This is a genomic window from Microbacterium sediminis, from assembly GCF_004564075.1.
GTDB lineage: Bacteria > Actinomycetota > Actinomycetes > Actinomycetales > Microbacteriaceae > Microbacterium > Microbacterium sediminis.
The window spans coordinates 1,549,177-1,573,808 of the sequence record NZ_CP038256.1; the positions used below are offsets into that span (position 1 = coordinate 1,549,177).

25 protein-coding genes and 1 tRNA gene are annotated in these 24,632 nt (G+C 72.8%); 7 read left to right on the forward strand and 19 right to left on the reverse strand.

All coding sequences use genetic code 11. The features are described 5' to 3' along the window. Positions 1 to 138: 138 nt before the first annotated feature. Positions 139 to 1,467: a serine/threonine-protein kinase gene (locus E3O41_RS07315; RefSeq protein ID WP_067023602.1), complete on the forward strand. Its 1,329-nt coding sequence runs from the start codon at positions 139 to 141 to the stop codon at positions 1,465 to 1,467. On the opposite strand, the gene E3O41_RS07320 is transcribed toward E3O41_RS07315, so the two are convergent. Together E3O41_RS07320 and E3O41_RS07325 are read right to left on the reverse strand one after the other, a co-directional pair. Next, a complete protein-coding gene (locus E3O41_RS07320) occupies positions 1,464 to 2,486 on the reverse strand; it encodes an NAD(P)H-dependent flavin oxidoreductase (RefSeq protein WP_067023604.1) in 1,023 nt (340 codons plus the stop codon). The genes E3O41_RS07315 and E3O41_RS07320 overlap by 4 nt on opposite strands. 26 nt (positions 2,487 to 2,512) lie before the next feature. Further along, positions 2,513 to 3,397 (reverse strand): helix-turn-helix transcriptional regulator, encoded by an 885-nt coding sequence (locus E3O41_RS07325; protein WP_135012207.1) that lies wholly within the window; start codon positions 3,395 to 3,397, stop codon positions 2,513 to 2,515. Between the two features lie 156 nt (positions 3,398 to 3,553). On the opposite strand from E3O41_RS07325, the gene E3O41_RS07330 reads away from it, so the two are divergent. Then, the gene (locus E3O41_RS07330; protein ID WP_067023610.1) at positions 3,554 to 4,627 is read left to right on the forward strand and encodes an FUSC family protein; all 1,074 of its coding nucleotides are present in this window, start codon (positions 3,554 to 3,556) and stop codon (positions 4,625 to 4,627) included. A 10-nt stretch (positions 4,628 to 4,637) separates the two neighbouring features. On the opposite strand, the gene E3O41_RS07335 is transcribed toward E3O41_RS07330, so the two are convergent. Together E3O41_RS07335 and E3O41_RS07340 are read right to left on the reverse strand one after the other, a co-directional pair. Further along, a complete protein-coding gene (locus E3O41_RS07335; RefSeq protein ID WP_067023613.1) occupies positions 4,638 to 5,504 on the reverse strand; it encodes an AraC family transcriptional regulator in 867 nt (288 codons plus the stop codon). Positions 5,505 to 5,591: 87 nt separating this feature from the next. Continuing rightward, entirely contained in the window at positions 5,592 to 6,002 is a 411-nt protein-coding gene (locus E3O41_RS07340; RefSeq protein WP_067023616.1) for a cupin domain-containing protein, read from the reverse strand. Between the two features lie 300 nt (positions 6,003 to 6,302). Between E3O41_RS07340 and E3O41_RS07350 the strand changes: the two genes are divergently transcribed. Both E3O41_RS07350 and E3O41_RS07355 read left to right on the forward strand, forming a co-directional pair. Beyond that, the gene (locus E3O41_RS07350) at positions 6,303 to 7,328 is read left to right on the forward strand and encodes a zinc-dependent alcohol dehydrogenase family protein (RefSeq protein ID WP_067023619.1); all 1,026 of its coding nucleotides are present in this window, start codon (positions 6,303 to 6,305) and stop codon (positions 7,326 to 7,328) included. A 97-nt stretch (positions 7,329 to 7,425) separates the two neighbouring features. After that, entirely contained in the window at positions 7,426 to 7,986 is a 561-nt protein-coding gene (locus tag E3O41_RS07355; RefSeq protein ID WP_240482254.1) for a GNAT family N-acetyltransferase, read from the forward strand. A gap of 69 nt (positions 7,987 to 8,055) precedes the next feature. Here E3O41_RS07355 and E3O41_RS07360 read toward each other — a convergent pair. The 10 genes from E3O41_RS07360 to rplU form a co-directional block, all read right to left on the reverse strand. Beyond that, positions 8,056 to 8,131 (reverse strand) — tRNA-Ala (locus tag E3O41_RS07360). 71 nt (positions 8,132 to 8,202) lie between these two features. After that, positions 8,203 to 8,565: a ribosome silencing factor gene (gene rsfS, locus E3O41_RS07365; protein WP_420845462.1), complete on the reverse strand. Its 363-nt coding sequence runs from the start codon at positions 8,563 to 8,565 to the stop codon at positions 8,203 to 8,205. A gap of 23 nt (positions 8,566 to 8,588) precedes the next feature. Beyond that, positions 8,589 to 9,827, reverse strand: a complete 1,239-nt coding sequence (locus tag E3O41_RS07370; protein ID WP_067023628.1) for a hypothetical protein — start codon at positions 9,825 to 9,827, stop codon at positions 8,589 to 8,591. Beyond that, positions 9,824 to 10,387, reverse strand: a complete 564-nt coding sequence (nadD, locus tag E3O41_RS07375; protein WP_067023631.1) for a nicotinate-nucleotide adenylyltransferase — start codon at positions 10,385 to 10,387, stop codon at positions 9,824 to 9,826. The genes E3O41_RS07370 and nadD overlap by 4 nt, the downstream gene beginning before the upstream one ends. A 43-nt stretch (positions 10,388 to 10,430) precedes the next feature. Beyond that, the gene (locus tag E3O41_RS07380; protein WP_067023633.1) at positions 10,431 to 10,628 is read right to left on the reverse strand and encodes a hypothetical protein; all 198 of its coding nucleotides are present in this window, start codon (positions 10,626 to 10,628) and stop codon (positions 10,431 to 10,433) included. 40 nt (positions 10,629 to 10,668) lie between these two features. Then, positions 10,669 to 11,952, reverse strand: a complete 1,284-nt coding sequence (locus E3O41_RS07385; RefSeq protein WP_067023636.1) for a glutamate-5-semialdehyde dehydrogenase — start codon at positions 11,950 to 11,952, stop codon at positions 10,669 to 10,671. Continuing rightward, positions 11,949 to 12,776: a glutamate 5-kinase gene (gene proB, locus E3O41_RS07390; protein WP_067023639.1), complete on the reverse strand. Its 828-nt coding sequence runs from the start codon at positions 12,774 to 12,776 to the stop codon at positions 11,949 to 11,951. The genes E3O41_RS07385 and proB overlap by 4 nt, the downstream gene beginning before the upstream one ends. A gap of 5 nt (positions 12,777 to 12,781) precedes the next feature. Then, positions 12,782 to 14,284: a GTPase ObgE gene (gene obgE, locus E3O41_RS07395; protein WP_067023641.1), complete on the reverse strand. Its 1,503-nt coding sequence runs from the start codon at positions 14,282 to 14,284 to the stop codon at positions 12,782 to 12,784. 80 nt (positions 14,285 to 14,364) lie between these two features. Further along, positions 14,365 to 14,619: a 50S ribosomal protein L27 gene (gene rpmA, locus E3O41_RS07400; protein ID WP_067023644.1), complete on the reverse strand. Its 255-nt coding sequence runs from the start codon at positions 14,617 to 14,619 to the stop codon at positions 14,365 to 14,367. Between the two features lie 21 nt (positions 14,620 to 14,640). Beyond that, complete coding sequence (gene rplU / locus E3O41_RS07405) at positions 14,641 to 14,949, reverse strand: 50S ribosomal protein L21 (protein ID WP_067023647.1); 309 nt, start codon at positions 14,947 to 14,949, stop codon at positions 14,641 to 14,643. 250 nt (positions 14,950 to 15,199) lie between these two features. On the opposite strand from rplU, the gene E3O41_RS07410 reads away from it, so the two are divergent. Beyond that, positions 15,200 to 15,472 (forward strand): DUF4031 domain-containing protein, encoded by a 273-nt coding sequence (locus tag E3O41_RS07410; RefSeq protein WP_067023650.1) that lies wholly within the window; start codon positions 15,200 to 15,202, stop codon positions 15,470 to 15,472. Between the two features lie 12 nt (positions 15,473 to 15,484). Here E3O41_RS07410 and E3O41_RS07415 read toward each other — a convergent pair whose 3' ends face one another. Then, positions 15,485 to 18,019: an Rne/Rng family ribonuclease gene (locus E3O41_RS07415; RefSeq protein ID WP_067023653.1), complete on the reverse strand. Its 2,535-nt coding sequence runs from the start codon at positions 18,017 to 18,019 to the stop codon at positions 15,485 to 15,487. A gap of 300 nt (positions 18,020 to 18,319) precedes the next feature. On the opposite strand from E3O41_RS07415, the gene E3O41_RS07420 reads away from it, so the two are divergent. Further along, on the forward strand, positions 18,320 to 18,916 hold the full coding sequence (locus E3O41_RS07420) for a vitamin K epoxide reductase family protein (protein WP_173849886.1): 597 nt from the start codon (positions 18,320 to 18,322) through the stop codon (positions 18,914 to 18,916). A gap of 58 nt (positions 18,917 to 18,974) precedes the next feature. On the opposite strand, the gene E3O41_RS07425 is transcribed toward E3O41_RS07420, so the two are convergent. The 4 genes from E3O41_RS07425 to mnmA all read right to left on the reverse strand — a co-directional run bounded on the left by E3O41_RS07425 (position 18,975) and on the right by mnmA (position 24,499). Then, positions 18,975 to 19,730, reverse strand: a complete 756-nt coding sequence (locus tag E3O41_RS07425; protein ID WP_067023659.1) for a YebC/PmpR family DNA-binding transcriptional regulator — start codon at positions 19,728 to 19,730, stop codon at positions 18,975 to 18,977. 34 nt (positions 19,731 to 19,764) lie between these two features. After that, positions 19,765 to 20,943, reverse strand: a complete 1,179-nt coding sequence (locus tag E3O41_RS07430) for a pyridoxal phosphate-dependent aminotransferase (RefSeq protein ID WP_067023662.1) — start codon at positions 20,941 to 20,943, stop codon at positions 19,765 to 19,767. A gap of 11 nt (positions 20,944 to 20,954) precedes the next feature. Continuing rightward, positions 20,955 to 23,192 (reverse strand): NAD-dependent DNA ligase LigA, encoded by a 2,238-nt coding sequence (gene ligA / locus E3O41_RS07435; protein WP_420845463.1) that lies wholly within the window; start codon positions 23,190 to 23,192, stop codon positions 20,955 to 20,957. Between the two features lie 203 nt (positions 23,193 to 23,395). Then, positions 23,396 to 24,499: a tRNA 2-thiouridine(34) synthase MnmA gene (gene mnmA, locus E3O41_RS07440; RefSeq protein ID WP_083990804.1), complete on the reverse strand. Its 1,104-nt coding sequence runs from the start codon at positions 24,497 to 24,499 to the stop codon at positions 23,396 to 23,398. On the opposite strand from mnmA, the gene E3O41_RS14140 reads away from it, so the two are divergent. Continuing rightward, positions 24,480 to 24,629, forward strand: coding sequence for a hypothetical protein (locus tag E3O41_RS14140; protein WP_158231514.1), 150 nt, complete (start codon positions 24,480 to 24,482; stop codon positions 24,627 to 24,629). The genes mnmA and E3O41_RS14140 overlap by 20 nt on opposite strands. The last annotated feature ends 3 nt before the right edge of the window (positions 24,630 to 24,632 follow it).

The window sequence follows — 24,632 nt, forward strand, 5'->3', positions numbered from 1 at the left end:
CCGGCCTGGACGATCCCCGATCCGCGATCCGGCGCCTTGCACGCCCGGCCGCGTTCGTCAAGGCCGGGGCGACGCTCAGCCGGGCTCGCCTACCCTCGAACCACGCCCGCACACACGGAACGGCCCGAGGAGGACTCGTTGAGCCAGACGATCACGGAGGACACGGCGGCCCTCCTGGATGGGCGCTATCAGATCCTGGACTGCATCGGCTCCGGCGGCATGGCCTCGGTCTATCGCGCGGTGGACGTGATGCTCGGCCGCTCCGTCGCCATCAAGATGGTGCGTGCGGGCCTGGAGGGCGCGTCACTGCGATCGGCGCGCAGCGAGACGGCGGTGCTCGCCTCGTTGAGCCATCCCAGCCTGGTGACGCTCTTCGACGCGCACGTGGAGCCGGGACGGCCCGAGTACCTCGTCATGGAGCTCGTGGACGGGCCGACCCTCGGCGAGCGGCTGCGCCAGGGCCCCCTCACCTCGCGCGAGACGGCGTTGCTCGGTGCCGAGCTGGCCGACGCCCTTCACGTGGTCCACGAGGCCGGCATCGTGCACCGCGACGTGAAGCCGTCGAACGTGCTGCTGGCGCCGTCGAGCAGCCCGAGCCGCGGCTTCCGCGCCAAGCTGGCCGACTTCGGCGTCGCGTTCCTGCTCGGCGAGGCCCGCGTCACCTCGCCCGGCATGGTGATCGGCACGCTGGGCTACCTCGCGCCGGAGCAGCTGCGCGGCGAGGCGCCGAGTCCCGCGAGCGACGTGTACTCGCTGGGCCTCGTGCTGCTGGAGGCCCTCACCGGCACGCGCGTGTTCCCCGCGCACGGCGGCGCGGAGGCGCTCGCGGCGCGGCATGCGGGCCCGGTCGAAATCCCGCCGGGCGTGCCGGCCGAATGGGCCACGCTGCTGCGCCGGATGACGGCCGATGACGCCGCGGAGCGCCCCTCGGCGCTCGAGGTGGCGCAGCAGGCCGAGGAGCTCGCCGCGCGGCGCGACCTCGCGGTGACGCCGACGGCGACGCTGCCGTACCCGGAGGCCACCACGGCGGTCATCGCCCCCTCCGCCGAGGCGCCCCGGCCGCTCCGAACCGGGCCCGGCGGACGCCGCCGCGCCGCGGCCGTGCTCGCGGGCCTGGCCGCCGTGACGGCCATCGGCGCGGGCGTCTGGATCGGCGCGGAGGGCAGCCAGGCGCCGGCGGCCACGCGCCTGAAGGGCGTGGTCGAGCGCCCCGTCACCACCGTCGAGGAGCCGGCCGTGATCACCCCCGAGGTGACCGACGAGCAGCCGGGCGGCGCGACCGATCCCGTCGTCACGACGCCGCAGGACGACAAGGCCGCCGAGAAGGCCGCGGAAGAGGCGCGCAAGACCGACGAGAAGGCCGCCGAGGAGGCGCGCAAAGCCGCCGAGGAGGCCCAGAAGGCGGCGGACAAGAAGGCCGAGGAGGCCCAGAAGCAGGGCAAAGAGGCGCAGAAGAAGGGCGACTAGGCCGCGTCGCCCGCGAGGGCCCGCAGCACGTCGGCCGCCGGTCCCGTCGGCGCCGCGCGCCAGCCGACCCCGGCCCACAGGTGCAGCCGGTCGGCGTCGCCGGCGGCACCGGCCGCCTGGCGCAGCTGCCGCGTGAGGTGGTGGACGGCCGGATAGGCGGTCGGCGCGTGCGGGTGGCGATCGATGAATCCGTTGCGCAGGGCCCGTGCCGGGCGCCCCGTGAACGCGCGGGTGAGCACCGTCTCGGTGGCGGCAGGGTCGGCCAGCGCGGCGCGGTGCGTGGGCGAGGTGCCCGCCTCGTCGGTGCGCAGCAGCAGCGTGCCGACCGCGACCGCCACCGCGCCGGCGTCGAGCAGCTCGCGCACATCCCGCGGGCCCTGCACGCCGCCCGCGCCGATGATCGGCAGGTCCACGCGCGCGCGGACGCGGCGGATCAGCTCCGCGACGGGGATGTCGGCGGGATCGGCGGCGGGATCGAAGGTGGCGCTGTGGCCGCCCGCCCCGGCGCCCTGCACCACGAGTCCGTCGACACCGAGCGCCGCGGCCCGCGCCGCCTCGTCGGGCGTGGTCACCGACGCGACCACGCGCGATCCGGCCCGCTGCAGCGCGCGGATGTCGGCGGGGCCGGGCAGCCCGAAGGTCAGCGAGACCACGGGCACGGGATCGGCGACCAGCAGCGCGATCTTCTCTCCCCAGTGGTCGTCGTCCCGCACCGGAACGGTGTCGGGCGTCAGGCCGTAGGCTGCGGCCTCGGGCGCGAGCTCGGCGGCGTAGGCGCGGAAGGCCGCTTCGTCGACGGGGTCGGCCGCCGGGACGAAGAGGTTGACCCCGAACGGGGCGCCGAGCCCACGCACCTCCGCGATCTCGCCCGCCAGCGCCTCGGGCGTCTTGTACCCGCCCGCGAGGAACGGGAACGCGCCGGCCGAGATCGCCGCGCCGGCGAGCCGGGTGTTCATGGGGCCGCCGGCCATGGGCGCGGCGACGACGGGCAGGGCGGAACCGAGCAGCGGTGTCGACACGCCTTCAGGCTACGCCGGGGACCGCATCACGACGCCGCGGCGTAGGCGGCGATCTGCGGGGCCGCCTCGGTCGCCGCCCACGAGGCGAGCAGCCGCAGCGACTCCTCCGTGGGCGAGCCGGGCGTGGCCAGGTAGACGGTCATCGCAAGGCCCGGATCGCCGTCGAGCTCGAGGGTCTGATAGTGCAGCTCGAGGTCCCCCACCACGGGGTGGCGGAACGTCTTCTGACCGGCGTAGTGACGGCGCACGTCGTGCGCGGCCCAGTACTCGCGGAACTCGACGCTGTGGGCCGACAGCTCCCCGATCAGCGCCTGCAGCCGCTTGTCGTGCGGGTTGCGCCCGACCTCGCGGCGAAGGATGGTGACGTTGGTCCACGCCGCGCGATCCCAGTCCGGGTAGAAGTCGCGCGAGCCGGGGTCGAGGAAGATGTGCCGCGAGAAGTTCGCGGGCCGCCGCGCGCCGGTGAACATCGGCGAGTACATGGCGTAGCCGAGCGTGTTGGCGGCAACCAGATCCATCCGGTTGTTCTGGACGAAGGCCGGCGCCGTCGTGAGCGCGTCGAGGAAGTAGTGCAGCTGCGGGCGCACCGGCGTGTCTCCCGGCGCGCGCACGGGCCGCAGCCCGACGGGGTTGGCGTTGCGCGCGAGATCGAACAGGTGGTCGTGCTCGGCCTGGTCCAGCAGCAGCGCCCGCGAGATCGCCTCGAGCACGCTGTCGGAGACGCCGCGGAGGTTCCCCCGCTCGAGGCGCGTGTAGTAGTCGACACTCATCCCCGCCAGGCGGGCGACCTCCTCGCGGCGCAGTCCCGGCACGCGGCGACGGTCGCCGAACGTCTCCACGCCCGCCTGCTGCGGCGTGATGCGCGCGCGGCGCGTCATGAGGAACTCGCGCACCTCGGATCGGTTGTCCATGTTTTCCACGGTATGCCCCGCGCGCGATGCGAGGGAGGGCCTGGCGGAACCCGTCACGTGACACACGCGGGCGCCGAGCGCAACCGCTCGCGACGCGGCGCGCGCGATCGCTAGCGTGGGGAGGCCGCCGGAGCGACAACGATACGGAGGTCCGCCATGGCTCGCCGCGTGCTCGACACGGCCGTCAGCTGGGGTCGCGACATCGTCGATCAGCCCCGCCTGCTGCTGGCGGCGAAGACGGCGGTGGCGGCCGCGATCGCCTGGTACCTGGCGCCGCTGATCCCGTACGCGGCCGACGAGTACTCGTACTACGCCCCGCTCGGCGTGCTCGTGAGCATGTATCCCACGCTGGCGCGGTCGGCGCGCTCCGGGCTGCTGACGCTGCTGGGCGTGGCGCTGGGGATCGCGCTCGGCATCGGCGGGCTGCTGCTCGTGTGGGCCGACGTGATGGGGATCGTGGCCGTCGCGCTCGTGGTGGGCCTGGGCGTGGCGCTGGGCGGCGTGCGCGCGCTCGGGCCGGGGCGTGACTTCATCGGCATGGCCGGCCTGTTCACGCTGCTGCTGGGCGGGGCGAGCATCGAGGAGTTCTCGATCTCGTACCTCGTGACGATGGCGTTCGGCGTCCTCGTCGGCATCGCGGTCAACCTGCTCGTGTTTCCGCCGCTGTACCTGCAGCGGGCGAGCAACCGGCTCTCGGCGCTGCGCGGCATCGCGGTGGGTCAGCTGCGCGCCCTCGCCGAGGGGGTGGCCCGGGGATCGGCGTCCGCCGACGACGTGGAGCGCGGGCTGCACGAGCTGAGCGATGTCGCGACGGCCGTGGCCGATGAGGTGCGCGAGGCCGACGAGAGCCGCCGCGCGAACCCCCGGGCGCGCGGGCGCGTGCAGATGCAGGAGCAGAACACGCAGCGACTGCGCGCACTCGAGCGCAGCACCGCCTCCACGCGCGAGCTGGCCGGCATGCTGCTGGACGCCGAGAGCCTCTGGACCGAGCGCGGCGAGCCGCTCCGGCACCAGCTCGCCGAGGCGATCGCCCGTGCCGCGGATCTCGTCGACGCCCCGATCGATGACCCGTCCGGTGCGGAGCGGCTCGCCGCCGCGCAGTCGGCGATCACCCGGTTCCGCGAGGCCGTCGACGTCCACCACGCGGGCACGCCGACCTCAGCCGACCATCTTCTGGCCGCCACCGTGTACCTGCAGCGGATCGTCGACGCCTCGCGACCATTCGTGTGACAAGCGCCGGTCAGTCGCGCTCCACCGGCAGCCACAGCTCGCACGTCGCGGTGCGGAAGTCCGCGGCCCGCTCAAGCACGGCCACGATCGACGGCCCGGGCCGCAGGCGCCACGGGTTGGACGGGAACCACTCGGTCGCCGTGGCCGCCCACATCGACTGGAGCGCCGCCGGGTACTCCCCCGCGACGCGGAACACCGCCCACGAGCCGGCGGTCACCTCGATCGCGTCGAGGTCGTCGGGCACCGGCGTCTCGGCCGGCACGGCCACGCCGTGCAGGTAGGTCAGCTCGCTGCCCTCGGCGTAGTCCGGGTCGACGTCGGCACTGACCTGCAGCAGTCCTCGCGGCTCGGTGGCGCTGAGCGCCTTGAGGCGCTCGTGCTCCTCGGGCGGGATCGCGGCGATGTGCGCCTGGATGTGCGGGTTGACCCCCTCGTGGATCAGCGGCACGCGCACGGCGTGGCCGATGAGGCGGAAGGCGGGTCGTTCGGTGATGCGGGCATCCATGGGGGTGCTCCCTTCGACGGTCAGGCGGAACCTGAGCTGTGGTTGTGTTCGAAGGGGACCGCCGTCGCGCCGCACCTCGGCAGGGCTCGCGCCGTGCACGGCGCGGAACGCCCGCCCGAAGGCTTCGGTCGATCCGTACCCGTAGCGCACCGCGGTGGCGAGGATCTCCTCGCCGGCGATGATGTCACCGGCGGCGACGGTCATCCGCCGGCGCCGGATGTACTCCGACAGCGGTACTCCCGCCAGCGACGAGAACATCCGCCGCAGGTGGTACTCCGTCGTGCCGGCGCCGGCGGCCAGCGACGCCAGGTCCGGCTCGTCGCCGAGCCCGGCCTCGATCGCGTCGCTCACCCGGTTCAGGACCTCGATCACGGTGGTCTCCCTTCGCTGACCAGCCTGATCGAGTCGGCGCCGCCGCACCCGATCTCCGCGGTCCGATTCCATCGGATCCGCGCGGGATCACGCGCCGACGCGCCCCTCGAACTCCTCGTCCGTGACCTGCTCGCCCCACCACGAGGCGATGTCGGCGCCCTCGTCGCCCTCGAGGATCGCGAGGTGCGCCATGAAGTGACCGGGCGCGGCGGCGTGCCAGTGCTCCTCGCCCGGAGGCGTGTAGAGCGTCTGCCCGGCGTGCACCTCGATGATCTCGCCCCGGCGGTTGCCGAAGCGCGCGACGCCGTCGATCACGTGGCAGTACTGGCCGCGCGCGTGCGAATGCCAGGCGGTGCGGGCGCCGGGCAGGAAGCGCACCTTGCCCACGGTGGTGCGCTGGTCGCCGTCATGCGGCACGACCAGCAGGTCGAGGTACACGCCCCCGGGGAACCTGTCCTCGGGGTTGAGGATCGTCTTCGGCTGCGGCTCGATGTTCATGCGTCCTCCTCGCTCAGCGCGTCCTTGGCCACCGTCATCGCCGACATCGCGTTCGGCCACCCGGCGTAGAACGCCAGATGGGTGATCAGCTGCGTCGGTTCCATGGCGCCACGGTAAGCACGACGCCGCGCCGGCTGAGAGGCCCTGACGCAACCCGTCACGGCCGCGCCGGCTGCCGGTTGAGGGGGGTCTGCTGAGGCCTCTCACCTCGGCGGCCCCAGGGCGTTGACTGTCGGTGAGGCCTCCGTGATCCGACGGTGCGCCTCGCTGACACGAACGACCTCACGAAGGAGACCACGCATGCGTGGAGTCATGATGTACGGGCCCGGCGACGTCCGCGTCGAGGAGCGAGCCGACGCGACGATCGTCGAGCCCACCGATGCGGTGATCCGCCTGGCGGCGAGCTGCATCTGCGGATCGGATCTCTGGCCCTACCGCGGAGCCGAGCCGCTGTCCGTCACACCGCAGCCCATGGGACACGAGTATGTCGGCGTCGTCACCGAGATCGGCGCGGACGTGAAGAACGTCAAGGTCGGCGACTTCGTCGTCGGCTCGTTCGTCGCCTCCGACAACACGTGCGAGATCTGCGAGGCCGGCTACCAGTCGCGCTGCATCCACAACGTGATGATGGGATCGGTCGGCACCCAGGCCGAGTACGCCCGCATCCCGCTCGCCGACGGCACGCTCGTCGCCACACCGGGCCAGCCCGACGCCGATCTCCTGCCGTCGCTGCTTGCCGCATCCGACGTGCTCGGCACGGGCTGGTTCGGCGCCGTCGCCGCCGAGGCGGGCCCCGGCAAGACGATCGCGATCGTGGGTGATGGCGCGGTCGGGCTTTCGGCCGTTCTCGCGGCGAAGCACCTCGGCGCGGAGCGGATCATCGTGTTCAGCCGGCACGCGGACCGCCAGGAGCTCGCGCGCCGGTTCGGCGCCACCGACATCATCGAGGAGCGCGGCGACGATGGCGCGGCGAAGGTCAAGGAGCTCACCGGCGGGTACGGCGCGCACGGCACCGTCGAGGCCGTGGGCACCCAGGAGTCGATGTGGCAGGCGATCCATTCCACGCGTGCCGGCGGTTACGTCGGCTACGTCGGCGTCTCGCACGGCGTGAAGCTGGACGGCCTCGACCTGTTCTTCACCGGCGTGCACCTGCACGGCGGTCCCGCCCCGGTGCGTCGCTTCCTGCCCGAGCTGATCCAGCTCATCTGGGACCGCACCATCGATCCGGGCCAGGTGTTCGACCTGACGCTCCCGCTCGAGGGGGCGGCCGAGGGCTACCGGGCGATGGACGAGCGCCGCGCCACCAAGGTGCTGCTTACGCTGTGACCTCCCGACCGGCCCGCGCACCTCGGCTGCGCGGGCCGGTTCGCGCTCGTCGCGATTCTTGCGGGACTGGACCCCTCGGCCTACGCTGTACGGGCTCGTGCACCCCGACGAAAGCGACCCGATGTCGTTGGTCTTCCCCGCGGATCCCGCATCGCACGCGGACGTCCAGATCCGCCCCGCCACGGCGGCGGACGCCGTGGCGATCGCCGAGATCTGGCGGGGCGGCTGGCGCGACGCCCACCTCGGGCATGTGCCCGATGCCCTCGTCACGGCGCGCACGCCCGAGTCCTTCGCGCGGCGCTCCCGCGAGCGGATCGGCGACACGATCGTCGCCACACGCGCGGACGAGGTCGTCGGCTTCGCGATGACGCAGGGCGACGAGATCGACCAGCTCTACACGGGTCCGGCCGCGCGCGGCACCGGCATCGGCGGGTGCCTGCTCGCGGCGGCCGAGCGCGCCGCCCGCCACACCACCGGCCGGTCGGCGTGGCTGGCGGTCGCCACCGGCAACGCGCCGGCGCGGCGGTTCTACGCGCGTCAGGGCTGGACCGACGAGGGCCGGTTCGCGCACGCGGCGCCGGTGCCCGGCGGCACCGTGCAGGTGGACTGCCATCGCTTCCGCGCCCCGTCCGCCGCCGCGGAGACCGCCACGAACTGATCGCCGTCCGCGATGCCGCGTGAGCGATCGCCGGAAACACGAAATCCCCGGTGCGAGACCGGGGATTCTTGGTGGACCTGAGGGGACTCGAACCCCTGACCCCCTGCATGCCATGCAGGTGCGCTACCAGCTGCGCCACAGGCCCAGATGTTGTCCGGTAGAAGCCCCGGACAACTCATTTAGCTTACAACACCGTGAGCGGGACGAGAAATCGGCTCACTCCCCGGGCGTGCCGAGCACGGGGCGCTCGGGCAGCGTCACGGGCACGACGGGGCAGTCCTTCCACAGGCGCTCGAGCGCGTAGAAGGCGCGCTCCTCCTGATGGAAGACGTGGACGACGAGATCGCCGAAGTCGAGCAGGATCCAGCGGGACTCCTGACGACCCTCACGACGCAGGCGCTTGTGCCCGGCCTCGTGGAGCTTGTCCTCGATCTCGTCGGCGATCGCCGCGACGTTGCGCTCGTTGCGACCGGTGACGAGCAGGAAGATGTCGACGAGCGGAAGCGGCTCCGACACGTCGAGCGCGACGAGATCGTCCCCGCCCTTCGCATCGGCCGCCTCGGCGGCCAGCTGCAGCATCTCGAGGGATGTGGGGGTGGGACTCAACCGAATACTCCTGTCGCAAACGCGTAGATGAGGACTCCTGCCAGGCCCACGCCGAGCACGCCGGCGACGATGCCGAGCGTGAGCATGAGCCCGTGGTTCTTGTCGGGCTGCGGCGGACGGATCACGTCGCCGGGGGCCTTCGAGGTGCTCACGGCCGAGCTGGCGGCGATCGGCGTGGGCGACGAGTGCAGCGGGATCTCGCCGTCCATGAGCGTGGCGTCGACGTCCTTGCCGTCGGTGGTGCCGGTCGCCGCGCCGCGCGAGGCGAGACCGGCGGGGAGCACGTGCGAGCTCGTGATCATGAACTCGCCGGTCGCGGTCATCGGTCCGCTGAGCGATCCCGTTCCCGGCATGTCGTGGAGCACGAGGCTCGTGCCCGTCGCCGTGGTGGATCCGCCGGCGTCGAGCGAGCGCTGGAAGGCCTCGGCGAACAGCTCGCCCTCGACCTGCGGCTGCGCGGGCGTCGCCGTGGCGGTGGCCGTCGCCTCGCGGCGCTGCTGCGCCTCGCGCTCGGCGCGCTCGCGCTCCTGGCGCTGACGCTCCTCGGCCTGCTGGAACACGGCGGCGCCGAAGCTGGCACCCACCTTGGGGCGCTCCTCGGGCTCGTCCTCGCGTGCGGCGGTCGCCTCGGGCGTGCTCATGGCGTCGGTGAAGCCCGCGGGCAGACGCACCGCGGTCTCGGCCGGCTTGGGCGCCTCGGGGGCCGGCGCGGGTCGCGCTGCGGGCGCCGCGTCACGGGCGGGCGCCGGCGCCTCGGGCTTCGGCTCGCTCGGCGCGGAGCGGCCCTCCTCCGGTGCCTCGGTGACCGCGATCTCGTTGGTCCGCAGCACGCGCGCCTGACGCCGCGTGAGCGGCGGAGTGGGCGCCACGGGGGCGGCCGCGGGCGCGGGCGACGGCACGGGCTTCGGCGCCTCCTCGCGCGCGGGCTCGGCGGGCTTCTCGTCGCTCACGGGCTCGGCGGGCTTCTTCTCACTCGCAGGCGCGGCGGGCTTCTCGTCGCGCGCGGGCTGCGGGGTGGCCTCGGCGCGCTCGTCCGCGGCGGGCGCGGGGACGACCGGCGCGGCCTTCGGCAGGCCGCCGAGCCGACTCTCGGCCGAGCCGGCGGCGGGCGCGCCGACGGGGGCCGGCTGCTCGGCCGGTGCCTGCGCCTTCTCGGCGTCGACGACGGGCAATGCGCCGGTCCGGCGCATCTCCTTGAGCTGGCGACGGGTGAGGGGCTGCTCCGGAGTGCTCATTCGCTGCTCCTATACAGGTGATGCTTCGCGATGTACTGCACGACGCCGTCCGGTACGAGGTACCAGACCGGAAGTCCGCGTCGGGCACGGCTCCGACAGTCGGTCGACGAGATGGCGAGGGCCGGGATCTCGAGTCGGCTCACGTCGTCGGTCGGCAGGCCCTCGGTGTCGAGCACATGACCCGGGCGCGAGACGGCGACGAAGTGGGCGAGATCCCACAGTTCATCATGGTCCCGCCAGCTGAGAATCTGCGCCACGGCATCCGCGCCGGTGATGAAGAACAGCTCGGCGTCGGGGCGCTCCGCCTTGAGGTCGCGCAGGGTGTCGACCGTGTAGGTGGGACCCTCGCGATCGATGTCCACGCGGCTGACGGTGAACTGCGGGTTCGAGGCGGTCGCGATGACCGTCATCTCGTACCGCGCCTCGGCGGGCGAGACCTCCGGCTTGTGCGCGGGCTGACCGGTGGGAACGAACACCACCTCGTCGAGGTCGAACGACTGCGCCACCTCGCTCGCGGCCACGAGGTGACCGTGATGGATCGGGTCGAAGGTGCCGCCCATCACCCCGATTCGCGGCGCTCGCGTGTCCGTCACCGCTCCTGGCCTAGTGGCCGTGCCCCTCGTGCGAGGACGCGCGCTCCACCTTGTCGGCGTGGCGGTTGGCGACGTTGCGGTACGAGAACGCCACGAGTCCCAGCGCCGCGAACACGACGGCGGCGATGATGCCATAGGGCAGGGTCTCGAGTGCGACGTTGCCGTGCTCGCCTTCGGCGAGAACCGCGAGCGCTGCGGGGAAGGTCATCCTGACTCCGTTCGGTGCGTGATCCCCCTAAGCCTACCGCTCAGCGGCGGACTTGCCCGGCACCGCGGACGAGCCACTTGGTGCTCGTCAGCTCGGCCAGGCCCATGGGGCCGCGGGCGTGCAGCTTCTGCGTGGAGATGCCCAGCTCGGCACCGAAGCCGAACTCGCCGCCGTCGCTGAAGCGGGTCGAGGCGTTGACCATCACGACGGCCGAATCGACCTCGCGGAGGAACCGCTCGGCGCGCACCTGGTCGGTGGTGATGATCGACTCGGTGTGGCCGGTGGAGTACGCGCGGATGTGGTCGATCGCGTCGTCGAGGGTGTCGACCACGCGGATCGCGATCTCGAGGGCGAGGTACTCGGTGGCCCAGTCCTCCTCCGTGGCGGGGACGACGCCCGGCACGAGCCGCTGCACGGTCTCGTCGCCGTGGATCGTGACGCCGTGCGCGCGCAGCGCCGCCACGACGCCCGGCACGAGCCGCTCGGCGGCGGCGCGCAGCACGAGCACCGTCTCGACGGCGTTGCACACGCTGGGACGCTGCACCTTGGCGTTGACCACGATGTCGCGCGCCCAGTCCTCCGGCGCCGTCTCGTCCAGCACGATGTGCACGATGCCGGCGCCGGTCTCGATCACCGGCACCGTCGACTCGGCCACGACCGTCTCGATCAGCCCGGCGCTGCCGCGCGGCACGAGCACATCGATGAACCCGCGGCCGTGCATCAGCGAGCGTGCGCCGTCGCGGCCGAAGTCGTCGACGGTCTGCACGGCGTCGGGCGTGATGCCCTGGGCGTCGAGGGCGGCGCGCATGACGTCGATGAGCACGGTGTTGCTCTGGCGCGCGGCGCTCCCGCCGCGGAGCACCGCGGCGTTGCCCGACCGCAGCGCGAGGGCGGCGATGTCGACGGTGACGTTGGGACGGGCCTCGTAGATCGCGCCGACCACGCCGAACGGCACGCGGACCTCCTCGAGCGCCGCACCGGCGGGCATCCGGTGGCCGCGCACGACCTGCCCGATCGGGTCGGGCAGCGCGGCGATGTCACGCACGGCCGCGGCGAGGCCGCCGATCCGCGCGTCGTCGAGCAGCAGGCGGTCGAGCAGCGCCGATGCGAGGCCCTCCCGCTCCCCGCGCGCGAGGTCGTCGGCGTTGGCCGCGAGGATCCGATCGCGGTGCGCGACGAGGGCGTCGGCGATCGCGTGCAGCGCGGCGGCCTTGTCGTCGCTCGTCAGGCCCGCCGTCGCGCGGGAGGCCTCCTTCGCGCGCGCGAGCCGGTCCCGCATCGCGTCGGCGGTCGGGACGGCGTCCGGCACGAGGGTCTGGCTCATCCCGCCAGTGTATCGAGGGGCCCGGTGGTGACGACCTGGTCGACGTCGGCCGGCTCGAACCAGGTGCCCACCTGCTGACCGGTCAGCGCCTCGGCCACGAGGTCGGCGCTCGTGACGAGCACGCCGATACCCGCACCCGCCGCGAGCAGCGCGGCCGACGCCTTGGTCGATGCCCCGCCGGTGCCGACGCTGTTGACGATCGACGAGCCGAACTCCACGGCGCTGAGGTCCTGCCCGTGCGCGATCGTGTCGATGCGCTCGGCGCCCGGCTCGCTCGGCGGGCGCGTGTAGAGCGAGTCGACGTCGCTGAGCAGCACGAGGGCGTCGGCGCCGACCAGCCGCGCCACGCGGGCGGCGAGGCGGTCGTTGTCGCCGAAGCGGATCTCCTGCGTGGCGACCGTGTCGTTCTCGTTGACGATCGGCAGGATCCGCAGCCCCAGCAGCCGCTCGATCGCGCGGCGGGCGTTGGAGCGCGGCACCGCGTTGTCGAGGTCACTCGCCGTCAGCAGCACCTGGCCCGCGACGATCCCGAAGGGACGCAGCGCCTCCTGATAGCGGTACACGAGGATGTTCTGCCCCACCGCGGCGGCCGCCTGCTGCGTGGCCAGATCGGTCGGGCGCGAGTCGAGGTTGAGGAACGGCATGCCCGAGGCGATCGCGCCGGACGAGACGAGCAGCACCTCGGCGCCACGCGCGTGGGCCTCGGCGAGGGAGTAGACGAGCTTGGGGATGCGCCACGACGACGTCCCGCTGATCGATGACGAGCCGACCTTGACGACGATCCGTCGCGCGGTGGCCAGATCGGCACGGGTCTTCGCGGTCACCGGCCTCAGCCCTCCTCGCCGTCGTCGCGGCGCGCCACGCGCCGCACCTCCTCGTCGGCGCGCTCGGCGGCGCGAGCGTCCATGACGGCGTGGTAGTGCTCGCGCCGCTCGGTCGTGGTGCGGCGGCGGTTGTCCGCGAAGCGCGGGTCGGTGCCGCGGGGCGCGGTGGCCAGTTCCGCCGCCGAGCTGATCGCCGGATCCCAGTCGAAGACGACGCTCTCGCCCTCGCCGATGAGCACGGTTGAGCCGGGGACGGCGCCGACCTTGAACAGGGCGTCCTCGACCCCGAGCTTCTCGAGGCGGTCGGCCAGGAAGCCCACGGCCTCCTCGTTCGTGAAGTCGGTCTGCTGCACCCAGCGCTCGGGCTTCTCGCCGAGGATGCGGTACACGTTGCCGTAGGTGCCGCCCTCCACGCGGATCTCGAACTCCTTCTTCGAGCCGCGGGGACGGATCACGATGCGCTCGGGCGCCGCCTGGGCCGGGGCCGCCTTGCGGTGCTCGTCGATGACCTCGCCGAGCGCGAAGGTCAGCTCGCGCAGGCCCTGGCGGGCGACCGTCGAGATCTCGAACACGCGGTAGCCGCGCGACTCCAGCTCCGGGCGCACGAAGTCCGCGAGCTCGCGGGCCTCGGGCACGTCGACCTTGTTGAGCGCGACCAGCTGCGGGCGCTCGAGCAGCGGCACCTGCCCCTCGGGCACGGGGTAGGCGGCCAGCTCGGCGAGGATGACCTCGAGGTCGGTGATCGGGTCGCGCCCGGGGTCGAGCGTGGCGCAGTCGAGCACGTGCACGAGCGCGGTGCACCGCTCCACGTGCCGCAGGAACTCCAGGCCCAGCCCGCGGCCCTCGCTCGCGCCCTCGATGAGGCCGGGCACGTCGGCGACGGTGAAGCGCACGTCGCCCGCCTGCACGACACCGAGGTTGGGGTGCAGCGTGGTGAAGGGGTAGTCGGCGATCTTGGGGCGCGCGGCCGAGATCGCCGCGATGAGGCTGGACTTGCCGGCGGAGGGGAAGCCCACCAGCGCGACGTCGGCGACGGTCTTCAGCTCGAGGACGACATCGCCCTCCCAGCCGGGCGTGCCCAGCAGCGCGAAGCCGGGGGCCTTGCGCTTGGGCGACGCGAGCGCCGCGTTGCCGAGGCCGCCCTTGCCGCCCGGCGCGACGATGAAGCGCATGCCGGGCTCGACCATGTCGACGAGCACCTCGCCGGAGGGGTCCTTGACGACCGTGCCCACGGGGACGGGCAGCTCGAGGTCCTCGCCCTGCGCGCCGGCGCGCATGTCACCCATGCCGAAGCCGCCGTTGCCGGCGGAGCGGTGCGGCGAGTGGTGGTAGCTCAGCAGCGTGGTGGTCTGCGGGTCCGTGACCAGGATGATGTCACCGCCGTCGCCGCCATTGGCGCCGTCGGGGCCGGCGAGCGGCTTGAACTTCTCGCGCCGGACCGACACGCAGCCGTTCCCGCCCTTGCCGGCGCGGAGGTGCAGAGTGACCTCGTCGACGAACGTGACCATGGGGAACCGCCTCGATCCTGAATGTGGAAACGGGGCGAGCCGAAGCTCGCCCCGTTCCGAAAGCTACTGCCTCGTCGCGATTACTCGCCCGCGACGATGTTGACGACCTTGCGGCCGCCCTTGTTGCCGAACTCGACCGCACCGGCGGCGAGGGCGAAGAGCGTGTCGTCGCCACCGCGGCCGACGTTGGCGCCCGGGTGGAAGTGCGTGCCGCGCTGGCGGACGAGGATCTCGCCCGCGTTGACGACCTGACCGCCGAAGCGCTTCACGCCCAGTCGCTGGGCGTTGGAGTCGCGACCGTTACGGGTAGAGCTTGCGCCCTTCTTGTGTGCCATTTCGCTGAACCTCTTCCGCGCTTACTTGATGCCGGTGATCTTGACGCGCGTGAGGTCCTGACGGTGGCCCTGGCGCTTCTTGTAGCCGGTCTTGTTCTTGTACTTCTGGATGATGATCTTCGGCCCGCGCAGGTCCTTGATGACCTCGGCCGTGACCTTGACCTTCGCCAGCTTCTGGGCGTCGGTGACGACCTTGTCGCCGTCCACGAACAGCACGGCGGGCAGCTCGATGGTCTCACCCGCGGCCACCGGCACGCGGTTGAACTGAATCACCGAGCCGACCTCGACCTTCTCCTGCCGGCCGCCGGCGCGCACGACTGCGTAAACCACTTCACACCTTGTTTTCATCAGGGAGAACCCGGGTCTCGGGCCTCCGGATCTCTCACGGAAAGACTTCGCTTGCACTCGCTGGATGCGAGGGGCGTCTGCAAGGCTTCGTCGCGCCGCTCCAGCGAGCGGGCGGCACGGGGGACGCACCAACCGTCTACTTTACCCGATGCAGGGCCGATCCGGCAAAAGCACGCGGCGGCGCGTCCCGCGTGTCGGCGCCGCTCCCCCGCGCGAGCCTAGGCTGGGAGCGATGGCGATTCTCGTGGACAGTGCGATCTGGCCCGCGCACGGGCGACTCTGGGCACATCTCGTGAGCGACTCGGACCTCGAGGAGCTGCACGCGTTCGCCGCCGCCCACGGCGTCCCGGCCCGCGCGTTCGACCTCGACCACTACGACGCGCCGGCCGACATGGTCGATCGCCTCGTCGCCGACGGCGCGCTGCGCGTCACCGGCCGCGAGCTCGTCCGCCGCCTCGCGGCGTCGGGTCTGCGCGTCTCGCAGCGCGAGCGCCGCGGGCTCTGAGTCGAACCCGCGTCACTCCCCTGCCGGCGCGACGGGGTTGACCGACACCGCGGTGCCCGTGAGGGCGGCCGTGGTGACGCGGCGGCTGCGGTTGCGGCCCTGGCCCGGGGCCTTCGGCTCGGGCAACGCGTTGAGCACCGAGTCGAGCAGCTGCTCGGCCTCGGACTTGCGCGGCGCGGGTCGCTCCGGGCGCTCGCGCTCGGCGCGCTCGCGCTCCACGGGGCGCTTGCGGCGCTTGCGGGGGCGCTCCTCCGCGCCGGGCTCGTCGGCGCGGCCGCTGTCGGCCCGCGGGCCCTCCGGCAGCTCGATCGCGAGGTCCGGGTCCAGCTTGGCCGGCTCGGCGGCCGGCGTCGCCGGGGCGGGCGCGATCGTCGAGGCCGCGATCTGCGCGAGCGCCGACTTCACGCCCTCGGTGATCGTGTGGGTCGCCGCCGCCGAGGGCGCCGGAGCGGCGCCGTTCGCGCCCGATCCCCCGTTGCCACCGCGTCCGCGACGGCCATTGCCGTTGCCGTTCCCGGTGGCGGCGGGGCGGTGCTTCACGACGGGATCGTGGTGCACGATGACGCCGCGGCCCGCGCAGACCTCGCACGGCTCGCTGAACGTCTCGAGCAGGCCCAGGCCCAGCTTCTTGCGCGTCATCTGCACGAGACCGAGCGAGGTGACCTCGGCGACCTGGTGCTTGGTGCGGTCGCGGCTCAGGCACTCCACCAGGCGGCGCAGCACGAGGTCGCGGTTGGACTCGAGCACCATGTCGATGAAGTCGACCACGATGATGCCGCCGATGTCGCGCAGCCGCAGCTGGCGCACGATCTCCTCGGCCGCCTCGAGGTTGTTCTTCGTGACGGTTTCCTCGAGGTTGCCGCCGGATCCGACGAACTTGCCCGTGTTGACGTCGACGACCGTCATCGCCTCGGTGCGGTCGATCACGAGCGATCCGCCCGAGGGCAGCCAGACCTTGCGGTCGAGGGCCTTCTCGATCTGCTCGGTGATGCGGAACTCGTCGAACGGGTCGCGCTCGCCCTCGTAGCGCTCCACGCGCTCGAGCAGATCCGGCGCCACCTGCTCGAGGTACGTCGTGATCGTGCTGTGCGCGTCGTCGCCCTGGATGAGCATCTTCGTGAAGTCCTCGTTGAAGACGTCGCGGACGATCTTCACGAGCAGGTCGGGCTCGCTGTGCAGCAGGCTCGGGGCGCTGCCCTTCTCGACCTTCTGCTGGATGTGCGCCCACTGGGCGGTGAGGCGGTTGACGTCGCGCGTCAGCTGCTCCTCGGTGGCGCCCTCGGCGGCGGTGCGGACGATGACGCCCGACGACTCCGGCAGCACCTCCTTGAGGATCTTCTTCAGGCGCGAGCGCTCGGTGTCGGGGAGCTTGCGCGAGATGCCGTTCATGGCGCCGCCGGGCACGTACACGAGGTAGCGACCCGGGAGCGAGATCTGGCTCGTCAGGCGCGCGCCCTTGTGGCCGACCGGGTCCTTCGTGACCTGCACGAGCACCTTGTCGCCCGGCTTGAGGGCCAGCTCGATGCGGCGGGGCTGGTTGCCGGTCTCGACGGCGTCCCAGTCGACCTCGCCCGAATAGAGCACGGCGTTGCGGCCGCGGCCGATGTCGACGAACGCGGCCTCCATGCTCGGCAGCACGTTCTGCACGCGACCGAGGTAGACGTTGCCGATGAGCGAGGCGTCCTGGTTGCGCGCCACGTAGTGCTCGACGAGCACCTTGTCCTCGAGCACCGCGATCTGCACGCGCCCGCTCTTGGAGCGCACGATCATCTGGCGGTCGACGGCCTCGCGGCGGGCGAGGAACTCGGCCTCGGTGACGACGGGGCGGCGACGGCCGGCCTCGCGGCCGTCGCGGCGGCGCTGCTTCTTGGCCTCCAGGCGGGTGGAGCCCTTGATCTTCTGCGGCTCGGTGATCACCTCGACCGGGCGCTGCGCGCGCGACGGACGCTCCGCCGGCGCGGACGCGCCATTGCCGGCGCGGCGGCGGCGATTGCGGCCGCGACCGCGGGACGAACCGCCGTCCTGGTCGTCGTCATCCTCGTCCTCGTCCTCGACGGGCGCCGGCGGCAGCAGGCTGATGTCGGGCGCGTAGAAGTGCAGCGCGGTCGACACCTGCGAGACGAACGTCTCGGGCAGCAGGCCCAGGCTCACGGCGGTGACGGGGCCCGCGGGGGCCTCGGGCTCGGGTGCGGGGGCCTCGGTCGACGCGGCGGGCTCCGCGTCCGCGGCGGGCTCGGCCTCCGCGGCGGGCTCGGCCTCCGCGGGCTCGGCGGCGGACGCCTCCGGCTCGGCGGCGGACGCCTCCGGCTCGGTCGCGGCGTCGCTCGGCTCCGCTGCGGGCTCGGCGCCCTCGGCCGCTGCGGGCTCAGCGCCCTCCGGAGTCTCGGCCTCGTCAGCGCCCTCCGGAGTCTCGGCCTCGTCGGCGCCCTCCGGAGCCTCGGTCGGCTCGGAGGCGACCGCCTCCGTGCCCTCGTCCGCGGGGGTCAGCCCCGGGGCAGCGGCCTCGTCGACGGTACGGTCATCGGTCTCGTTGTTCTGTTCAGCCATCGCTGGCGCGCTCCCTGCGGGCGGACATCCGCGCGTCGCCCGGAAATCTCGTGCGGCACCGGGGTGCCGCGAACTCACTCGGCTTGCGACCGGCACTCGGCTCTGGTCGCGCGAGGCATTCATCGCCTCGAAGTCTTCTCTTCGGTGCCGTTCGCGGCGCGGCCGCGGGTTGCACCTTGCACGCCATTATCGCACTACTCGGCGCTCCTCGCCGAAGCGGCGCGATCCGACCCGCCGTCGAGCGGCCTCGCACCGGGCTCTCCCACCGATCCGGTCATGCCCCGGTGCGATAATCCCCGCATGCCCACGCCCCGCACTCGCCCCACTCTGCTCGCCGTCTGGCTCATGATCGCGGGGGCGATCGGCTGGTGGGCGGCGTTCTCGCTCACGATGGAGCGCTTCGCTCAGCTCGCCGATCCCGATGCCTCCGCCGGCTGCGATTTCAGCGTCCTGGTGCAGTGCAGCGCCAACCTCGAGTCGGTGCAGGGCTCGGCGTTCGGCTTCCCGAACCCGATCCTCGGACTCACCGGCTGGGTCGCGCCGATCGTGGTGGGGGCGGCGATCCTCGCCGGCGCCCAGTTCGGGCGCGTCTTCTGGCTGCTGTTCGCGGCCGGCATGACGTTCGCCTTCGGGTTCGTCGTGTGGCTGATCGTGCAGAGCATCTTCGTGCTGCACACGCTGTGCCCGTGGTGCATGGTCACGTGGGTCGTGACGATCCCGTCGTTCTATGCGGTGCTGCTGCACGTCATGCGCAACGGGGCGCTGCCGCTCCCCCGGGCCGCGCAGCGCAGCGCCGATCGCCTCATGAGCTGGCTGCCGCTGCTCGCGGTGGGCAGCTACGCCGTCATCGCCGTCGTCGCGCAGCTGCGCCTCGACGTGCTGGCCACCTTCCTCTGACGCGACAGGGCGCGGCGGCCGTGGTGGCCGCCGCGCCCTGTCGCGCGGGTGGGATCGCTCAGTCGTTCTCGAGCTCGGCGAGGACCTCGGGCGAGACGTCGATGTTCGTGTAGACGTTCTGCACGTCGTCGCTGTCCTCGAGCGCGTCGATGAGGCGGAAGACCTTGCGGGCCGTGTCGGCGTCGGCGGGCACCTTGACGTTCGCGACGAACTCGGCGTCGGCCGACTCGTACTCGATGCCGGCGTCCTGCAGCGCGGTGCGCACGGCCACCAGGTCGCTCGCCTCGGTGACGACCTCGAACCCGTCGGGGTGCGGCTCGATCTCCTGCGCGCCGGCCTCGAGGGCGGCCATCATGACGTCGTCCTCGGTCGTGCCCTCGCCGGAGACGACGATGACGCCCTTGCGCTCGAAGTTGAACGACACGCTGCCCGGGTCGGCCATGTTGCCGCCGTTGCGCGTGACCGCCGTGCGGACCTCGGCCGCCGCGCGGTTCTTGTTGTCGGTGAGGCACTCGATCAGCATCGCGACGCCGCCGGGCGCGTAGCACTCGTACATGATCGTCGTGTAGTCGACGGCCTCGCCGCCGATGCCGGCGCCGCGCTTGATGGCGCGCTCGATGTTGTCCTTCGGCACCGAGGTCTTCTTCGCCTTCAGCACCGCGTCGAACAGGGTCGGGTTGCCCGACTCGTCGGGGCCGCCCAGGCGCGCCGCGACCTCGATGTTCTTGATGAGCTTCGCCCACGACTTCGCGCGCTTGGCGTCGATGACGGCCTTCTTGTGCTTCGTGGTGGCCCACTTGGAATGCCCGGACATGAAACTCCCGATCGTCTGGCTGGTTCTGACAATTCTATTCCGCGCGGCCGCGGACCCGCCGCGCGGGGCGCGGCAGCCGCTCCAGAGCGGTGCGGACGTCGTCGGGATCGGCGGCGAGGCAGATGCGGATCCAGCCCTCTCCCCCGCGCCCGAAGGCGCTGCCCGGCGCCACCGCGACGTTCTCGGTGAGCAGGAAGCGCTGCGCCCACGCGGCGACGTCGCCCTCGGTGGCGTGCGACACGTCGATCCACAGGTAGAACGCGCCCTGCGGTCGCTGGTACCGCAGCCCAAGATCGTCGAGCTGCGCGGTCGCCGCGTCGATCGCGGCGCGGTAGTCCGCGCGGGCGCGCTCGATGTGGTCGGTCGGCCCGGTCAGCGCCGCGATCGCCGCGAACTGCTCGGGCATGGCGACGCAGGCGATCATGGCCTCCTGCAGCGCGCGCATGGTGCCGGCCAGGCCGGTGGGCGTGACGAGCCACCCGACGCGGGCGCCGGTCATGGCGTGGCTCTTCGACGTGGAGAACACGCTGAGCACCCGCTCCTGCTCGCCGAGGTCGGCGGCCACGGCCGCGAGCGACGTGTGCGGCCCGTCCCAGACGAAGTGCTCGTACACCTCGTCGCTGATGACCCACAGATCGTGTTCCGCGGCGAAGCGGACGATCTGCTCGAGCACCGGCCGGGCGTACACGACGCCGAGCGGGTTGGACGGCGAGTTGACGACGATGGCGCGCGTGCGCGGGGTCACGAGGCGCTCGAGCTCGGCGGCGTGCGGCGTGAAGCCGTGCTCCGCGCGCAGCGGGTACGGCACGGGCACGGCGCCCTGGGCGCGCGGGAACATCGTGAACGTCGTGTAGCCGGGGTCGGGAATGAGGACATCGTCGCCCTCGGCGAGGGTGAGCGTGAACGCCTGCGCGAGCGCCTGCGTGCCGCCCACCGTCACCCACACCTGCTCGATGTCGACGTCGATGCCGTTCTCGCGCGCCAGCTTGTCGACGATCGCGCGGCGCAGCGCCGGCAGGCCGCCGTTACCCGCGTAGTTCGTGTCGTCGCGATCCCATGCCTGCCGCGCCGCATCGGCGATGTGCGGCGGAACGGCCTGGTTCGGCTCGCCCACGACGAGCATGATGGGGTCGTCGAGCGTCATGGCGAGCTCGAAGATGCGGCGGGTGCCCGATTCCGGCACGGAGGAGAGGTGAGCGGCGAGCTGAGGCACGAGGACTCACGTTACCCGAGCGCGTCCGGTCCCTCCGTGACGAGCACGTGGAACTGCGCGGCGTCGAGGATTCGGATGCCCAGCTCCTCGGCCTTGGCGAGCTTGGAGCCCGCTCCGGGGCCCGCGGCCACGAAGTCGGTCTTCTTGCTCACGCTCGAGGCCGCCTTGCCCCCCGCGCGGATGATCGCCTCCTGCGCGCCCTCGCGGGTGTAGCCCTCGAGGGTGCCCGTGGCCACGACCGTGAGGCCCTCGAGCACGCCCCCGGCCGCGACGGCGGCGCCGGGTCCCGGGTGCCCGGGCGTCTCGAAGCGCACTCCGGCCGCGGTCCAGCGCTCGATGATCTCGCGGTGCCAGTCGACCTCGAACCACTCCAGGAGCGAGTCGGCGATGATCGGGCCGACGCCCTCGACCGCGGCGAGCTCGTCGCGCGAAGCGGCGCGGATCGCATCGAGCGAGCCGAACCAGCCGGCCAGCGCGCGCGCCGCGACCGGCCCGACGTGCCGGATGTTGAGCGAGACGAGCAGGCGCCAGAGCTCCTTCGTCTTGGCCTTCTCGAGCTCCTCGAGCAGCTTCGTGGCCTGCGCCGACGGGTGCACGAGGCGGAAGTCCTTCTTGATCCCGGCCTTGCGCCGCTCGGCCGGCGTGGCGTCCTCCCAGCCCGGCGGGTACGTGAGCTCCACGCGCTGGAACGGCGCGCGCCGCACCGGCTCGCCGGTCTGCGGGTCGATCTTCGCCTCGCCGGTCTCGACGTCGTGCACCTCGACCTCGATCGGCACGATCTCGTCGAGGGTGAGATCGAACAGCCCGGCCTCCGTGCGCAGCGGCGGCCGCATGCGCTCGCCGGACGCCGTGGAGGCGCCCTGCGTGAGGGCCGCGGCGGTCACCTCACCGAGGGCCTCGATGTCGAGCGCACCGCGCGACCCGATGTGCTCCACGCGCCCGCGCACCTGGGCTGGGCAGTCCTTCGCGTTCGGGCAGCGGAGGTCGATGTCGCCCTCCTTCATGGGCCGCAGCGGCGTGCCGCACACGGGGCAGTCCGCCGGCATCACGAACGCCCGCTCCGTGCCGTCGCGCTTGTCGACGACCGGGCCGAGCACCTCGGGGATGACATCGCCGGCCTTGCGCAGCACCACCGTGTCGCCGATCAGCACGCCCTTGGCCTTGACGACGTCCTGGTTGTGCAGCGTCGCCTGGCGCACCACCGAACCGGCCACGTGCGCCGGCTCCATGACGGCGTAGGGCGTGGCGCGCCCCGTGCGCCCGACCGAGACGACGATGTCGAGCAGCCGGGTGTGGACCTCCTCGGGCGGGTACTTGTATGCGATCGCCCATCGCGGCGCCCGGCTGGTCGCGCCGAGCTCGTCGTGCAGGTCGAGCTCGTCGACCTTCACCACGATGCCGTCCAGCTCGTGCTCGATGGAGTGGCGCCGCTCGCCGTAGCCCTCGACGAACGCGATCACCTCGTCGGCGCCGTGGCACACCCTCGTGTGCGGGCTCGTGGGCAGTCCCCACCCGGCAAGCAGCTCGTACACCTCGCTCTGGGCCGCGACGGGCGGATCGGGCCAGGCGCCGATGCCGTGCACGTAGAGCTGCAGCGACCCGACGCGCGCGAGCGCCGCCTCGAGCTCGAGGCCGCTCTTCTTCTCGATCTGCTGCCGCAGCCCGCCGCTGGCGGCGTTGCGCGGGTTTGCGAAGGCCGGGAACCGCCGCGCCGCCGAGGCGACCGCCCTGGCCTCGTCGAACTCCCGCCCGCGCGCCGCGGCGCGCTCGCGCCCCTCGGCGACGGCGCGCTCGCGCAGCTCGGCCTGCAGCGCGTTGAGGCGCTCGAACGCGGCGACCGGGATGAACACCTCGCCGCGCACCTCGACGATCGCCGGGTGGCCCTCGCCGCTCAGCCGCTCCGGGATCCCCGCGACGCGCAACGCGTTCTCGGTGACGATCTCGCCCACCCGCCCGTCGCCGCGCGTGGCGGCGGAGGTGAGCACGCCGTTCTCGTAGCGCAGCGAGATCGCCAGCCCGTCGATCTTCAGCTCGGTGAGCCAGGCCACCTCGCGCCCCGCGGCGGCGCGGGTCTTGGCGAGCCAGTCGCGCAGCTCGTCGATCGAGAAGACGTTGTCGAGGCTCAGCATGCGCTCGGCGTGCTCGATCGTGGCCAGATCGCTCGCCTCGGCCGCGCCGACCGCCTGGGTCGGCGAGTCCTGGCCGCGCAGCTCGGGGTAGCGCCGCTCGAGCGCCTCGAGCCGCCGCATCCACGCGTCGTAGGTGGCGTCGTCGACCAGCGACGTGTCGCGGCCGTAGTAGGCCTCCTTCGCCTCGAGGATCCGCTCCGTCAGCCCCCGGGCCTCGGTGCGCGCCTCGTCGAGAGTCAGCTGCTCGATGTCGTCTGCCACGATCCGAGTCTAGAGACGCCCTCCGACATCCCCGCGGGGCTGGACACCGCCCGGACGCGGCGTCAGACGGCCGCGGGCACGGCCGAGACGGTGCGATCGATCGTGCACTGGCCGAGCACGCGCGTGCCGGCGTAGACGACGGCGGTCTGCCCGGGCGCGACGCCGTGCAGCGGCTCGTCCGGGCGGATCACGAGCTCGCCGTCGCGCACCACGGCGACCGCCGGAACCGGGTCGGCGTGCGCGCGCACCTGCACGTCGCACGCGAACTCCTCGTGCGGCGCGTCGGGCGCCGTGCCGGCCCACGTGAACCGGGCGCCGGCGAGCTCCGCGATCGCCAAGGCCTCGCGCGGGCCGACCACGACGGTGTTGGACACGGGCCGCACCTCGAGGACGAATCGCGGCTTGCCGTCGGGCGCCGGCACGCCGAGGCGCAGGCCCTTGCGCTGGCCGACCGTGAACGCGTGGGCGCCGTCGTGCGAGCCGACGACCGCGCCGCTGCGATCGACGATCTCCCCGGGCGCCGTGCCGACCTTCTCGGCCAGCCAGCCGCGCGTGTCGCCGTCGGGGATGAAGCAGATGTCGTAGCTGTCGGGCTTCGACGCCACGGCGAGGCCGCGCGCCTCGGCCTCGGCCCGCACGAGCGCCTTGGACGGCGTCTCGCCGAGCGGGAAGAGGCAGTGCGCCAGCTGATCGGCGGTGAGCACGCCCAGCACGTAGGACTGGTCCTTGGCCTCCTCGCTGGAGCGGTGCAGCTCCAGCCCATTCTCGCCGTCGCGCAGGATCGCGTAGTGACCGGTGCACACGGCGTCGAACCCCAGTTCGAGCGCCCGCTCGAGGAGCGCCGCGAACTTGATCCGCTCGTTGCAGCGCATGCACGGGTTCGGGGTGCGCCCGGCGCGGTACTCGCTGACGAAGTCCTCGATCACGTCGTCGCGGAAGCGCTCGGAGAAGTCCCACACGTAGAACGGGATTCCGAGCCGGTCGGCCACGCGACGGGCGTCCATCGCGTCCTCGATCGTGCAGCAGCCCCGGCTGCCGGTGCGCAGCGTGCCGCCCGCGCGCGAGAGCGCCAGGTGCACGCCGACCACCTCGTGACCGGCCTCCACGGCGCGCGCGGCCGCGACGGCGGAGTCCACTCCGCCGCTCATGGCCGCCAGCACGCGCATGCTCCCAGGGTACGCGCGTCGGCTGGGCGGGGACTCCGGCGCAGCGCTCGATACGCTGCCGGCATGGCCCTCCGGATCCGTCGCGCTCGAGGGCTACACCGACGCGATCGTCGACGCGATCTGGGGCTGAGCC